General features: G+C 39.1%; 14 protein-coding genes. 5 read left to right on the forward strand and 9 right to left on the reverse strand.

Annotated elements, in window-relative coordinates; all coding sequences use genetic code 11:
• Positions 1–105 precede the first annotated feature (105 nt).
• Complete coding sequence (locus tag H6G26_RS22755) at positions 106–516, forward strand: hypothetical protein (RefSeq protein WP_190731421.1); 411 nt, start codon at positions 106–108, stop codon at positions 514–516.
• On the opposite strand, the gene cas5d is transcribed toward H6G26_RS22755, so the two are convergent.
• The 9 genes from cas5d to H6G26_RS22800 form a co-directional block, all read right to left on the reverse strand.
• Positions 517–1,224 carry a type I-D CRISPR-associated protein Cas5/Csc1 gene (gene cas5d / locus H6G26_RS22760; protein WP_190731422.1) on the reverse strand — a complete coding sequence of 236 codons (708 nt, stop codon included), beginning with the start codon at positions 1,222–1,224 and terminating at the stop codon, positions 517–519.
• The gene (gene cas7d / locus H6G26_RS22765; RefSeq protein ID WP_190731423.1) at positions 1,224–2,240 is read right to left on the reverse strand and encodes a type I-D CRISPR-associated protein Cas7/Csc2; all 1,017 of its coding nucleotides are present in this window, start codon (positions 2,238–2,240) and stop codon (positions 1,224–1,226) included. Before cas7d ends, cas5d begins: the two co-directional genes overlap by 1 nt.
• Before the next feature lie 66 nt (positions 2,241–2,306).
• A complete protein-coding gene (gene cas10d / locus H6G26_RS22770; protein ID WP_190731424.1) occupies positions 2,307–5,591 on the reverse strand; it encodes a type I-D CRISPR-associated protein Cas10d/Csc3 in 3,285 nt (1,094 codons plus the stop codon).
• Between the two features lie 17 nt (positions 5,592–5,608).
• Complete coding sequence (locus tag H6G26_RS22775; RefSeq protein WP_190731425.1) at positions 5,609–6,628, reverse strand: PDDEXK nuclease domain-containing protein; 1,020 nt, start codon at positions 6,626–6,628, stop codon at positions 5,609–5,611.
• Complete coding sequence (locus H6G26_RS22780; protein ID WP_190731426.1) at positions 6,625–6,864, reverse strand: DUF433 domain-containing protein; 240 nt, start codon at positions 6,862–6,864, stop codon at positions 6,625–6,627. The genes H6G26_RS22775 and H6G26_RS22780 overlap by 4 nt, the downstream gene beginning before the upstream one ends.
• Positions 6,865–6,924: 60 nt before the next feature.
• Positions 6,925–7,149, reverse strand: a complete 225-nt coding sequence (locus H6G26_RS22785; RefSeq protein WP_190731427.1) for a hypothetical protein — start codon at positions 7,147–7,149, stop codon at positions 6,925–6,927.
• A gap of 276 nt (positions 7,150–7,425) precedes the next feature.
• Complete coding sequence (cas3, locus tag H6G26_RS22790) at positions 7,426–9,594, reverse strand: type I-D CRISPR-associated helicase Cas3' (RefSeq protein WP_190731428.1); 2,169 nt, start codon at positions 9,592–9,594, stop codon at positions 7,426–7,428.
• Positions 9,591–9,977 (reverse strand): DUF5615 family PIN-like protein, encoded by a 387-nt coding sequence (locus H6G26_RS22795; protein WP_190731429.1) that lies wholly within the window; start codon positions 9,975–9,977, stop codon positions 9,591–9,593. The genes cas3 and H6G26_RS22795 overlap by 4 nt, the downstream gene beginning before the upstream one ends.
• Entirely contained in the window at positions 9,974–10,234 is a 261-nt protein-coding gene (locus tag H6G26_RS22800) for a DUF433 domain-containing protein (protein WP_190731430.1), read from the reverse strand. Before H6G26_RS22800 ends, H6G26_RS22795 begins: the two co-directional genes overlap by 4 nt.
• A gap of 169 nt (positions 10,235–10,403) precedes the next feature.
• On the opposite strand from H6G26_RS22800, the gene H6G26_RS22805 reads away from it, so the two are divergent.
• The 4 genes from H6G26_RS22805 to H6G26_RS22820 all read left to right on the forward strand — a co-directional run bounded on the left by H6G26_RS22805 (position 10,404) and on the right by H6G26_RS22820 (position 13,820).
• A complete protein-coding gene (locus H6G26_RS22805) occupies positions 10,404–11,270 on the forward strand; it encodes a WYL domain-containing protein (protein ID WP_190731431.1) in 867 nt (288 codons plus the stop codon).
• Between the two features lie 4 nt (positions 11,271–11,274).
• A complete protein-coding gene (locus H6G26_RS22810; RefSeq protein ID WP_242053833.1) occupies positions 11,275–11,463 on the forward strand; it encodes a DUF4160 domain-containing protein in 189 nt (62 codons plus the stop codon).
• A 75-nt stretch (positions 11,464–11,538) separates the two neighbouring features.
• The gene (locus H6G26_RS22815) at positions 11,539–11,832 is read left to right on the forward strand and encodes a DUF2442 domain-containing protein (RefSeq protein ID WP_190731432.1); all 294 of its coding nucleotides are present in this window, start codon (positions 11,539–11,541) and stop codon (positions 11,830–11,832) included.
• A gap of 746 nt (positions 11,833–12,578) precedes the next feature.
• On the forward strand, positions 12,579–13,820 hold the full coding sequence (locus H6G26_RS22820) for an aminoglycoside phosphotransferase family protein (RefSeq protein ID WP_190731433.1): 1,242 nt from the start codon (positions 12,579–12,581) through the stop codon (positions 13,818–13,820).
• Positions 13,821–13,840 lie beyond the last annotated feature (20 nt).

The following is a 13,840-nucleotide window of genomic DNA, read 5'->3' on the forward strand; positions in this document are numbered from 1 at the left end:
CGTACAGAACTAACAGGGGTTAAAGATTGTAGCGTAATTTGTAGCTGGGGAAAAGGTTAAAGACTATAGTAAAATCCTTTTGAACTGAAATAAAGAGCTAAAGCGATGAGAATTGATGATTACAATGCAGCAAAGGCACTTACTGAAAAACTAAAAGAGAACTTACCAATTAAAACACGGGCTGGAAAGGAGTTTTTGAAGACATTAAAACAAAAAGGAGTAAACGCCGATCCAGACAGAGAATTTGAAATTGATTTCGTTGGCTATTCAGGAGACGAAGGAGGGATTATGTGCGGACTAAAAGATCCAAATAATCCCGAAAGCAAAGAAAAATATGTTTCTTCTATTACTCACCTCAAAATTGACCCTAATCATCCCCTAGCTGCTGAGGTACAGGCTTACCAACGCCAGCGAATTCGTAAGTTGATGTTGCAAGACTCTAGAGGTTTTAAAGCAGAGTTAATGACAATAGAACCTCGAAAAGCTAAAAAACATGGGAAAGGGTTTGGAAGTTAGTTAACTCCGAAAACGATATTCCATCCTAACTGGAATTTTTAAGCTTTGAATGCCATCAAATTGATAGTGTTGACCTCGCATTTGGACATTCTGAATTAAGCTAACTGGAGGCATATTTACCACATCATAGCTCATCACTTGATTGGTGAACATCACATCTAAAGGATTTAATGGATGTGTACAAGTGAATATACCTTCAGCAATTTTAGGTTTCGGTAATTGTTCAACGGTGACTTCAGCCTTACTCATCCATTTACCCAAGCGAATCCACTTTGGTAGTTTTAGTTCTTTTTGGGAGATGACAAAAAACTCAAATTTACTTTCTGCTGCTATTTCTTTCGCTCTCCCAAAACTGGGGATATTTTTCTGTGTTTTCTCCATTTCAACATGGTAGTTATTATTAGCATATTTCCAGGTATTGAGGATGGAAGAATGAGTGAGCGATCGCGCCGGAGTTACGTAAATTTCCTGTTGATTGAGTGGCGTTAAATGCTCCTCATATTTTGGCACTTGTTCGGGGCAAAAATAGCGATAGGAATGTTCTTCAGCAACGGTAGTAGAGTAAGTTTTGCTATCAACTAAACCCAGTGCATAACAGAGAGCGTAATTGTGAATTATTGGCTCTGTTTCATACAATCGCCCAATTTCACGAGTTGCATAATAAAGGCTGTCATGAAGTTCTATTTGACAGCGATAAATAATAGCCATTACTTTTGTCCCGCCTTAGCAGCCGTTTTCTTTTTGCTAATGTGCTTGTTTGCATACTCTTTAGCTTCAGCATCAGCTTTTTGCAAAATTGCCTGAATTCCTTTTTCACTTCCTGTTAAAGTCTTGACTTCATTAATTAGGGATACAAAAGCATCACCAATTAAATCTTTATGAACAATAAACTCATCAGCCATTAACCCCTCAATAGCATTTTTAGCAGCAGTAATCACATCATCTTCATCTAGCGGATCGGGAGGATTTAGGGTATTATTAGATTTCATTTGGTCATATATTGCCTGAGTCCAACGCAGGTTACTAGTAATTTCTCCATCAGCAAATACAACACCAATTAACTCATTTCTGACGTGACCTGTACGGGTTGTTTGCGCCCCATAGTGGCGAGTTCGCAGAATGTTATTAAAAACGTAAAGAAAGCTAGCTTCAGTGGGGTCTTTCAAGGTGACAATACTAGGGAAGAAAACTTGCGGTCTAATATGGTCTTGTTGATTAATTCGACTGGTAACTTCACCAGGTTTAGAACCATTTTCCCCTTTAGAAGCCATCGTGCCATTTTCATAAGGAGCGTTGAGGGTAAATGTTTCGTGCGATTCATCAAAAGCTGTAATTGAAAATGCCGTATCTACCACAACTTTCGATTTTTCTGAGCCAGAGTCACCAATAGCGAAACCGTAAATGATGCAATCAGGATTATCCATTGCAAAATTCACGTTGTATTCGCATTCTTCAGCAGTCATTAAGCCATAATTACGCAGCAATTCCCGACCAACTAAACGCTCTGGAGTAGACTGTTTGCGCTTGAACATTGACAAACGGCTAATTGTGGTCTTGTCTTTAACTCCTGCTCGTACCCGTGCTTTATTCAATTCTGCATCTGTCTGGAATAATGGATAAGATTCGGTAATACGGATGGTCAAAAAATGAGCATATTTACCCATTGGTTTGTATGGGATTTCAGCTTGAAAGAATTTAGGTTCAACAGTTTTTAAAAGTGCCATGATTATTTTCCAAAGAATTATTTACTACTTGTTTACGTTTCCAGCAAAAATGGGAAGGGTAAATCCCTACTCATTCTCATTATCTATTTCCGCAGATTTTTCATTTTTACCTGCATTTTCTTTATCATCTTCTAGGCGATAAATAAATTCGCAAGTATCACGAATTAAGTTGAGTTGACGACCAGCTAAACGAGCGCGATCGCCTGCAAATGATTTATCAAATACCTCTACTACAAAATACTTTGCAAAATCTAGAACAGCTTGCCGTTCTTCTTCTGGTTTGCTCATGATCCAGCGTCCTTCAGCAGTAGAAGAATGGACGCGATCCATGAGTTTAAAAACTTCTGCTGCAACAGCCACAACTAATGTTTCTCCCTGAAATACACTTGACTCAGCTTTGAGTATAGTTTCAGCCGCAATATCAACTGGTTTCAACACAGCATTAGACTTGGGATTATAACGCTTATTAGCTCGGTAAAATCTACGGTATAAATCTGTTAATTTCTTAGGATGATTCAGACTTGATGGTTCTCCCACAATTAATTGCTCCATATTAGTGTCATATTTCACATAAGGGTCAAAACAAGGATAAAAATGATAGGCATAAAGCCGGATTTTTTCAATTCGTGCTGTTTCCGATCCCTGATTACGAACCCAGCGATTGAGATAAGAAAAGACGTACAGAGGACTGGTTTCAAAATCTTTAGCCAGTTCTGTGAATCTCCCCCAGTTGGCATCGTAACCAGACTTACCTTGTCGCACATTCACATCTAAATGAATGGCATAAGCGGCGGTAAGCACATTTAAAGGCGCTGGGTATTGAATACCGTTTTCATTCCAACCTTCGAGAATGTAGTCAAGACGGAAGCGATCGCGCCTTACTAAAGCACGGAAAGCATGAGGCGCACTATCAAGGAAAACGCTTTCCTCAAATTTAGCCCCATCATTAAAAGGTGGAATTGGCGACTCTGAAACCACAGTTTTAACATCTAAAATCATCGGGAAAGCAAAGGCTAACCAAGTTGGCATTACCCATGATTCGGTATCGGTGCTGTCTCTTCCTGGCGGAAGCGCCATGAAGTAAAATGTTAAAGGCTGGTCTTCAGGATAGGAAAGCTTAAAGGTGCGGTCTTTATCACGCGGGAGGTTTTCATCAATTAAGAAACTATCTACACTTTGGTAGCGATCGCGCCCCAAATCCACTTGTAAATCTTTACTGATAAAATGATTGCGAATGCTGGTATCAAAGCGAGTTTGAGCAATACCATTGTATGCTTTCTGCAAAAACTTATTAGTCTCTGGAGTAAAGTAATAAGTAGGATAAAAATAGAGATAGCGATATTTCCCATCTTCAAATCGCTTACCTACAGCTTGAGTTTGATTCATCAAGATTTGCCTCAGCATCATCTCTACACCTGCAATACTGGAGATATTGCGTTTAGCGTTAGAACCTCCTAACATTTGCTTGTTTGTATAAACTTGAGGCGTAAATAAAACTGCTGATTCCATTTGCTCAGTAACCGTGTAAGCAGAATGAGAAATTGAGCAGATTAATTGTTTCCCTCGCCCTGCTTTTTTAGCAGCATTGTAATTACTTAACTCATTTAGAAATGTTTCAACTTGAGTTTTAACAGATGGCTCTTGATTAGTGCCTGGTAACATCACCACTCGTTTTACCCAAAGCCTTAAATCATCCCAACCATCAGGTAATTCATATTGAGAAATTATCGGAGAAATTAAGCTTGTCAAGTAATCAATGACTTGCTGACAAGCTTCGCGTACATCTTCAATTCCTGGATGATGTTCTAAATATTTAGCCGCCAGATAATACCATTCATAAGGTACTCCTCCGGTATTTCCCTTTAACTTGTTTTCTTTGAGACTTTCATTAATGCGTTGAATTTTCCTAATTTGGGGTAAACATTCTGTTAAATTCCAAAATTCTGCAACCTTGTGAGTTAAATCAAAATCGGGAACTGCTGGCAGCTTTTTATCTTTCTTCCGAGCCGAATCAATGCGATTAACTGTCTCTTCCCAAATCTTCCGGCTAACTAAATCACCAAATTCTGCTATTTGGTCAATACGGATATCGTCTTCAAATTTGAAGTCATAATCAGCAGATAAAACATTTTGTTGCTGAAACTTATTCAGATTTTCACTGCGACTTTTAGCAACAGAGCCTTTATTAGGGTTTAAGATGCGTAATGTAGCATCTAAGGCTACTTTCATCAAGCCTATATCATCAAAAAATAAGTTGTAATATTCGGCATATTTCATGCCTTTGCCATCTCTACCAAATCCTGTTTGTCTGAGGCGTAATTGTCCAGCACAAAGCGATTTAATACTGTTAACTACACGGTTTGGTAAATCTTCCGGCAAGATAGCTGGAGCATTGCGCGAAGCCAAGTAAATCACACCTGTTGGTAGATATAACAAAGGTTCATAGTAAATATCTCCATCAGTATTCAGACTGATATGAGCCTCAATTAAAGCATTATTCACCACATTAGTTAAAACACCACGATTCTCAGCAATGCTGTGATAGGTAAATTTCAATTGTCCATCACTGAGGCTGTGGATGATTTCTTTGAGTCTAGGATGTTCTGCATCCTGGGGATGTTTAACAATTGATGCGAGAGAATCAGCCAAACAAGTTAAATCAGATAAACTGCGAAGGGTGCGGTCTTTGAGAAGAGGATTCAAGCCAAATTCAGAAAAATTCCAGTTAGTATCCCAGCGACGTTGAGCATTATAAGCCATGCATAACAAATCATCTAGATATTCTCGATAAGCTTCAGGATTTTCTGGATTTATAAAATTATCAAGTCCTAACTGGTGAACTTTTTTATCAATAATTTCACGATGTTCTGTTAACGGTAGCCTGCGGCAGTTTTCAGGTACATCAGGAAACTTTTCAAAATCATGTAAAATAAATCCAGCAATTACTAAACGCCGTTCTCGCTCTTTCACCACTCGCTGCACTGTGGTATTGAGTTTTTCTAAACGTTTCTCAATTAAATTAGCTGGGAATAATCCATTGAGTAAGTGAGTATTCAGCGATTGGTCAGCAGCATTATCTCGTCTAACTTTAGTTTTTCCTTCAGCTTCTCGCTGTTTGTCAATTTCATCAAAAAACTTACCGCCTTTCGCCGTTACACCAATTGCTATCCGCAACAGATTTGGTAAGACATACTCGGCAAAGTCTACCATTACCTTATCATCTGGATTTTGAGATTGAATAGCTTCACGCAATAGTTTAAGTGTTAATAATTCGCCTTTGGTTTCAATAGTACGGTCTGAAGAATCGCCATCAAAACCAAAATCACCTGATAACCAATCATCATTAGACATATTTAAACTCCATTTTTTTACTCCACGCCTTCTAACAACTTGGCAACTTGCTCTGGAGCCGGAAGCTGATTTTTTAGTTCTTGAGGCAACGTAGAAAATAGTTTATAAGTTGCTATACCAATTGGTTTATTCGATTCTCTCAGTGCATACTCAACAATAGTTTTATCCTTAGATTTGCAAAGAATAATTCCGATTGAGAGATTTTCGTCTGGGAATCGAGATAAATCATCTAAAGCGACCAGATAAAATTGCATTTTTCCCACATACTCAGGTAGGAACTCTCCAGTTTTTAACTCAATCGCAACTAGACATTTTAATTGGCGGTGATACAGCAACAGGTCAATAAAAAATTCTTTATCGCTAACTTCTAAGCGATACTGACTACCAACAAAAGTAAACCGCCCACCCATTTCTTGCAAAAATGGTTCAACTCTTGCCAAAATCGCCTGCTCTAGCTGTCGTTCACTGTGTTCATCTGCTAGTTCCAAGAAATCAAAAGTATATTCATCTTTAACAGCTAGTTTTAATTGGTTACGGATCTCTGCTGGAACAGTTTTATCAAAGTTAGTCTGATTCAACAGAGTCTTTTCATAGGTTTGATTTTCAATTTGGTGAATCAAAACATTCTTTGTCCAGCCAAATTTACGAGTCATTCTAATATAAAACTCTCGTTCCAGGTCATCTTTGCACTTCTCTACAATGACCAGATTGTGAGTCCATCCAATTTCTCGCACCATTGGTGCGAGTTTTTCATTGTTGACGTATGATTCATAAAAAAGCCTCATCCGCCAGAGGTTAGCAGCAGAAAATCCGCTAATTCCTGGAAACTCTGCTTGTAAGTCTTTTGCTAACTGTTCTACTACGGATTTTCCCCAGCTAGCGCCCTGCTGTTGAGTAACAATTATCTGTCCAATGTCCCAGTATAGGTTAATCATTTCCCGATTAACTGCTTTTAGTGCTTCGTACTGGGCTGAACGAATACGCTGTTTTATTTCCATTAGCAAATGTCTGTAGTTGTCTGAAATGGGATTACTCATAAAGAAAAAGGTTCAACTCGCTCATGACTAACTAGCCGACGCGCATAAACCAAACAGGCTTGTACATCTTCCCGTTCTAACCAGGGATAACCTTCTAGCAAAGTTTCGATAGTATCTCCTGCTGCAAGCATCCCCAAAATATGTTCAACAGCTAGGCGACGACCTCGAATAATTGGTTTACCACCAAAAATTTGGGGGTTGATTGTGATTCTTTCTAGCAGTTGTTGTTCATTCATGGTTTACCTACGTGGTAGTAACATTAGATTGTTTTATCGTGTGTACACTGCAAATAGCACCTAGTCTGGTGGGTAATGAAAATCTACGAGATTCTGTAAATCCTCATTTCGACAAACTTGGTGTCCGAAATTTGTCTCTAAAAAACTGATGCGATGCTCAAGGTCAGCTAGCTGATTATCTTGAATGACATTGTGCTGTCGTACTGCTTCCATTGCGTCAACTAAATAATGAAGTTGCTTAAGTACCGAGCGGATCAGGTAGAGATCGGCATTCTGATTCAGCATCTGAGCTTGTCCTTTTGAAGCTAGTTGCTCTCAGTTTATACTGCCCACTTACATAAGACCAGTTAAATTATGAATAAATGTTCTGCTTTTTTGTACAATCTGCGAATTATGATTGCGTAACTAAAAAACTCAGATGCTTTATTTATGGTATCTTAATTATGTGGGGTAATAGAATCCCTATCAGGGATTGAAACACGCAGTCATAATTCGCGGATGTTTAACTCTCTACCCTATCACTGTGCCACTTTCAACAAATCCCTATCAGGGCTTAAAATTTTAAGCAATCCATATCTCATCTCTTTTGCTCTTGAACCAGTGGGCAAGGGAATCCAGCAATAGCGCAGATTGACCAAAACTGATTGCATACGGTGCAGTAGCATCATGAAGGCTGTAATAGTCGCTAATTGGGTAAATCTGAAAATACATTGGTAAACGTAGCCTCATCCGCACGTCAGTTTTAACTACTTGATGACGAATCACATAGCATACTAATGCCTGCTTTTTTAAGTGTTTATTGATTTCACCTACCCAACTATTATCTGGTTGCCAAATTTCCACACCAGTCAAAACCTGAACTTTCCAAGCGTCAGCAATTGGCTGCAAGTTCCCAGAATAGGTAAACTTCCAGTTTAACCGTTCCTCTCGGTAGGAACGCAACTTCATAAATGCTAGACAATGAGCAAATCTACCTTTAGCAATGGGTTGTCCCGTGCGTTCTGTGGTTTCTTTGAGTGTCCGTATAAACGCCGCTTCCGTCCACATTTCAATTTCTAAATTGCCCAAAATACCCGGTAAATCGTAGGTTTTAAACCTATCTGCCTCGTTTTCTTCCGTTAAGTCATATAAACCACATTGCAAAGGACTTGATCCTCGAAAACTAGCAGCATCCTCAGCAATAGGATTTCCTGATTTACCAGAAAGCGCTTGCCAATCTTTCGCCCATCCTTGAATACGTCCGGCTTGTGACTTCAGACTTGTTTCAAATACTTGTTCACAGGCTTCTCGAAACTTGTCTCGGCTTTGGGCATACTGTTGTTTAATTGTGCGATCGCTCAACTGATAAAACAGCCAAAATGATTGTACAGCCCCCCATCGACGATAATAATCACGAAAATCGTTGATTTGTCGATAATTCTCGGTAATTATATTGTGAAAAGTGGGGCGATCACAAATACTATTTACTTCTAAAGATGGATTATCTACCTTAAATAAACGCTCCACTAAGAAGTTAGGAACTAGAGCAAAAGCTGTAAAATTCTCAAACTTAACTATCTGACCATCTTTCTCATATTCATCATGTCTTCCTAAGCGTCCTAAACGTTGAATAAAGTTACCTGCATCGGACGATTCAAAAATTAAGAAGTTGATTTTGAAATCAACCCCAACATCAATTGTGCTAGTACCAATCACCAAGTCAGCAGAAAGACTTCGCTCCTTTTCTCCTTTTCCCGATAACCCTGTATTCTCTCCAACTTTCAATCCGTAAGGCTGTAATATTTCTCGAAAAAACTGAGTTAGACGTTTGACTGCTGCAATTGAGTTAAGGATGATTGCACCTTTACTTCCTGGATACTGGTGAAACTGAGCCAAAATTAACTCACTATTTTCTTTTAACCAGGTTTCCGAAGCTTTAAAGGATGGTTCCAAAGGAATAAATTTCAACAAAATTGTCCGTGCTACCTGCCGCCATTTCTGTCCTTGTTCTGGTGTATCGGGAAATTGATATTTATTTTGTTTTAGAGGATCAATTTCTTTACAACGAAATCCTGCTTTTTCTAATCGCCCAATTAAGTTAGTATCTGGTGTAGCTGAGAGAAACATAAATTTTTTACGGCGATTTGTACAGCGAATTAACAACATTGTGTTAATCACGCTAGCAATTTGGGGAGCAGCAAAAACATGAAATTCATCAAAAATAAATAAGTCAAAATCTTTATTAATTCTATTCCATAGTTTATCAGGGCTATCATTCTCAGTTAGATTAGCTCCTTGATGAAGGTAGTGGAGAATATCAGGATTTGTTAAAAATATTTCGGACTGCCCAGCAAGAGTTAGTAGTGCAGCTCCTTTTTTCAATCCCTCATTTTCTGCATAAATTTCTAAATCAGCCCCACTCAGACGCACTACACGCGGCTGATTCTCTGGCTGGAATTTCTCAACATATCCTTTAATCTGCGTTTCTTGATCGCGGGCGAGTTCGTTGGTTGGGTAAAGTCCGATCGCAGAAAATTCGCCCTGTAGAACTTCTAGGTAAGCCGCTAAACTTTTACCATCGCCAGTCATCGCAGTGTTGAACACTACATCAATATTTGGATCGCGCAACGCTTCTAAAGTTGCGGCTTGATGCCAAGAAAGCGACCAATCTTTAGGTAATTTCACCCCGTCAGGTGTTGGGACGGTTTGGGAGTAAACAGGCTTGAGAGTAATTTTGTATGCTTCCGTCATTTGTCTTTTTCCTCTACTCCAATATCCTGATATTCCTGAATAGTTCCTTGTCGAATTATCCATAATTTACCATTCACATCTGCTACTTCAAGTCCAGCAATTAGAGTTTCTGTAACTATACGGTAAGCTTCAAAAGTAGGACGGGGTGGTAAACAAATGATTATAATTCCTGTATAGTTAGAAGGCCGATATTTAAGACGATTGCCAAATCCTCTATCTATCGTTGCGAAACATCTATTTTCACTGCGACAAATATCAATTAATTCTTCATCAGGAGTTGAAATTAAACCTTGTTCTCGGACAGTGGCAACATCATGCCCTGCAAGACGCAATAATGTAGCTACTCGCAGACTACCAAGATTTTCATCAAGTTTAATATTCACTTTTTTGATTCCTTTTGCAATCCTAAAGGAATTTCTACATAACTATCTCTTGTCATTTCCGCAGCGTATGCAATACAGGCCAGAATATCTTCTTGTTCTAAACCGGGATATTCTTCCAAAATTGCCTCTATTTTTTCTCCACTTGCAAGAAGGTCAAGAATTAAGCTAACCCATATACGATGACCTTTAATACAAGGTTTACCGAAACAAATATTTGGATCAATGGAAATTCGGGATAGTAAATCATTCTTAGTCATTGCAGTTTCTCCAAATTTGTCGTGATTCTTCTCAATGAATCCTTTTCTCCTAATTCTATATTCGGATATACACTTAAATAGTGTCCGTAACTGGTTGTTAAAAACTATATTGGCACGCAAAATAGAAGTTAGCAAGAGAGTATACATATAAAGTACACGGACATTTTTAATGAGTCGAAAAGGTCAATCTATTACACTGTCGATATCAGAACGTGATAAAGCGGAGCTAGAAGCGATCGCTCGTGAATTCGGTATGATGTGGGGAGAGGAGCCTAACATCTCTAAGTTAATTAAAGCGATCGCTCAACGTAAGTTACTCATTGGTAACAATAACAATTGGAAAGAACCACGAATTAGGGCATTACATAGATGTATCAATGCGTTGACAGACATCGGGCAAATTGAACAAGCCCAAATCATTGCAAACTTACTTCTCGAACGCAGCGAACTATCATTACCGTTGCGAGGCGAAATCGAACGTTTCTTAGAGAATTTGCCTCCAGGTTGGCGTTTACAAATAGATAACTACATCTTGCGAAACCAACCATTTCAGCTTTCTTATCAAGATGCAACCGGACGCTTATTAAACTTCACGGTTCGCCACGCCAAAGTTACACCCCACGAAAAGCGACAATATCTTGATTGCTGGTGCGAAGAGACAGAAGGAAACTTTGATATCCCAGAACTGGTTCACAACTGGAGTTTACGATTAGACAGGATTACGGATGCTGCTGTGACTTCAATTTCTGGTGAGTGGCGAACTAATTTGGCTGAGATAGAAGTGGAAATGCATCTATTTTCTGGCTTGGCTTTTGCCTATCAAGCAAAACCAGAAGACAATATTAATGAGTGGCTACCAGATAAAACGCGAGTCCGGCGAGTTGTCAGGCGAGTATCTAGTACATTTTGGTTTATGCGCGAGGTCATGCAGTATGCGCCAGATTGTGTAGTGATATTACCTGAGAATGTGCGCGATCGCGTCAAACAAAAACTCCTCATCCTCTGCCAGTTATACGATATCGAAACCAGAGGATAAAAGAATGCCAGAAATTAGCCGTTTTTTTGGAATTATCATCACGATGTACTATAACGACCATCCACCGCCACACTTTCACGTTCGCTACAATAACCAGAAACCCATAGTCAGCATTCAAACCCTAGAAATTTTAGAAGGAGAACTGACTGCCAGACTCTTTAAACTAGTAACAGAATGGGCAACTTTGCATTAAGCCGAACTGATGGAAGACTGGGAACTCGCTAGAGACAATCAAACCTTAGAGAAAATTTCCCCATTAGAGTAAATCATGCTCAACGATATCATTGCAGTTGAACCAAGAGAAAACTATCAGCTTCATATCCGTTTTGAAGATGACGTTGAAGGAGTAATTGATATTAGTAAAATCGTTAAATTTACAGGTGTATTTGCGCCTCTGCAAGATAAAGAATACTTTACTACAGTTTGCGTCAACCCTGAATACGGAACAATTCAATGGGAATCGGGAGCCGACTTAGACCCAGATGTTATTTATGCTTTGATTACAAAACAGCCGATTCCACAATATCAACTAAGTGCTGTTTCAGCTAATTCTACCGATTGACATTACAAAACCCTTAGTTGGATTTTCTTTGGTAGACATCTTGTCAACCAAACTTCATTATCAGCCTGATTCAAATCATAGATATTCTTTTCTTTCCCTCTCCGAGTCGGAGAGGGACGGTTTTACTATGTAAAACCTTCTTAGAGGCCTTATCACCCTTGACAAAAGTACACTTCCATAAGACGCACTCATGTAGCCGTAATTTGCGATCGCCTATAGCCATCTACAATACGTAAGTAAGAAAAATGACGTAATAACAAGGCTTACAGACATAAATTCTAAAAATTAAAGAAAAAAATAATTACTAATTGCTTAAAAATTCCGGTTTTTATGGCTTTGGGATGATAAATAAAAATAATAGCGTTGAATGTCATGCTTCCTAGCACGAAGGATTACTGAAATTCTTCGCTGCTTTCAGGATGACTACTGAACATTAAACAACACCTATCGCCAATCAGTTTTGCTGGAGATGCAGCCACATCAATGGTCTTCTACCACAAAATTTGCTCTAGATATATCTAAGTAAATATGCTGTCGAAATGTAAAAATATCACCTTATCTAGGAGCAAATTTTAAAGCAATTGTAAAGGACTTCGTACCATTTTGGCAGGTTTTGATCGGAAAGATGGGATATTAGTAAATTGTACAAATCTTTATTGTTATTCACTATCTACCGAAAACTGCTAAGTACAAGCAAATACCGACACAGATAAGTTTAAGTAATTTAATGAAGTAGGAAATAATACATGGTATTATCACTGTCTTCTCATAACGTTATCCAGTATCTGCTAGAAGCGGGGCTGTGTAGCTCAGAAGATGACGCATCAGATAAATCTGAGTTGCCAGGAAGTAGTAAGAACAATTTCGATTTACTCGTGACTCTAGCAGATAATCGTAAACTGCTCGTTAAACAAGAACGTAACGTTAAAAACAATGACGGCGCTCCTCGTGAATTGTTTCAGGAGTGGCTATTTCATCAGTTGCTCCAGCAGTTTCCAGTTCTCGGCAATATTTCGGCGATCGCACCATTGTTAGTCCATTTTGACGAAGAAAATTCTATCCTCGTCCGCAACTACTTAAGTGAATATCTGGAGTTTGCGACATTATACCACAATAATGAGATTTGTCCACAAGAAATTGCCACTGCGATCGGTACTACTTTAGCCGGACTCCATCGCACAACCTATAACCGCCGAGAATATAAGGATTTTATGGCAACTGCTCCCCAAGGAGAGTTTCGCTATGGCTTTTACAATCCAGCGCAAGGGGTAGAGTCAATTGGGCCGGAGATTTTTGGCACGGTTCCCACGGATGCGCTGAAATTCTATTTATTATACCAGCAGTCGGAGAGTTTGGAATCTGCGATCGCAGATTTGGCGTATGACTGGAATCCTTGTTGCTTGACTCACAACGACTTGAAATTGAACAACATTTTGGTTCATTCCAGGTGGGAGAAACTAGACAATTGCCTAGTACGACTAATTAATTGGGAATCTTGTTCTTGGGGAGATCCAGCTTTTGATTTGGGAACTTTACTAGCAAGCTATTTAGGAATTTGGCTCAAGAGCCTCGTTGTAGACCCCACCATTGAGTTAGAAGAATCTCTACATCTGGCGTTGACACCATTGGAGAGTTTACAACCTTCAATCATTGCCCTAATTAGGGCTTATCTAAATGCTTTCCCCATGATTTTGGAATACCGCAGTGACTTTATTGTGCGCGTTATCCAGTTTGCGGCGCTGGCATTGATTCATCAAATTCAGGATATCATTACCCGCCGAAAATCCTTTAATAATGCTGACATTTGTATGCTGCAAGTGGCTAAAAGCTTACTCACTATGCCGCAGCAAGCTGTACTAACAATTTTTGGAATATCAGAGTCAGAGATTCTTAATCCTGTGGGAAAAATCCATAAGCTTCCTCAACCGATAAAAGAGCCGCAACTACTTCGGATTTATTACGAAAAAACTCAGCTTCGCGGTTGTTAATAGCAGGAAAAAGAACAATT

Source organism: Nostoc sp. FACHB-888 (assembly GCF_014696655.1).
Lineage (GTDB): Bacteria > Cyanobacteriota > Cyanobacteriia > Cyanobacteriales > Nostocaceae > Nostoc.

Bases quoted from the DNA above. Each gene is read 5' to 3' on its own strand.
- cas7d (WP_190731423.1), bottom strand. From the start codon at position 2,240: ATGGCACTTTTAAAAACTGTTGAACCTAAATTCTTTCAAGCTGAAATC.
- cas10d (WP_190731424.1), bottom strand. From the start codon at position 5,591: ATGTCTAATGATGATTGGTTATCAGGTGATTTTGGTTTTGATGGCGAT.
- cas5d (WP_190731422.1), bottom strand. From the start codon at position 1,224: ATGGCTATTATTTATCGCTGTCAAATAGAACTTCATGACAGCCTTTAT.
- H6G26_RS22755 (WP_190731421.1), top strand. From the start codon at position 106: ATGAGAATTGATGATTACAATGCAGCAAAGGCACTTACTGAAAAACTA.
- H6G26_RS22785 (WP_190731427.1), bottom strand. From the start codon at position 7,149: ATGCTGAATCAGAATGCCGATCTCTACCTGATCCGCTCGGTACTTAAG.
- H6G26_RS22820 (WP_190731433.1), top strand. From the start codon at position 12,579: ATGGTATTATCACTGTCTTCTCATAACGTTATCCAGTATCTGCTAGAA.
- H6G26_RS22805 (WP_190731431.1), top strand. From the start codon at position 10,404: ATGAGTCGAAAAGGTCAATCTATTACACTGTCGATATCAGAACGTGAT.
- H6G26_RS22780 (WP_190731426.1), bottom strand. From the start codon at position 6,864: ATGAATGAACAACAACTGCTAGAAAGAATCACAATCAACCCCCAAATT.
- H6G26_RS22775 (WP_190731425.1), bottom strand. From the start codon at position 6,628: ATGAGTAATCCCATTTCAGACAACTACAGACATTTGCTAATGGAAATA.
- H6G26_RS22815 (WP_190731432.1), top strand. From the start codon at position 11,539: ATGCTCAACGATATCATTGCAGTTGAACCAAGAGAAAACTATCAGCTT.
- H6G26_RS22800 (WP_190731430.1), bottom strand. From the start codon at position 10,234: ATGACTAAGAATGATTTACTATCCCGAATTTCCATTGATCCAAATATT.
- H6G26_RS22810 (WP_242053833.1), top strand. From the start codon at position 11,275: ATGCCAGAAATTAGCCGTTTTTTTGGAATTATCATCACGATGTACTAT.
- cas3 (WP_190731428.1), bottom strand. From the start codon at position 9,594: ATGACGGAAGCATACAAAATTACTCTCAAGCCTGTTTACTCCCAAACC.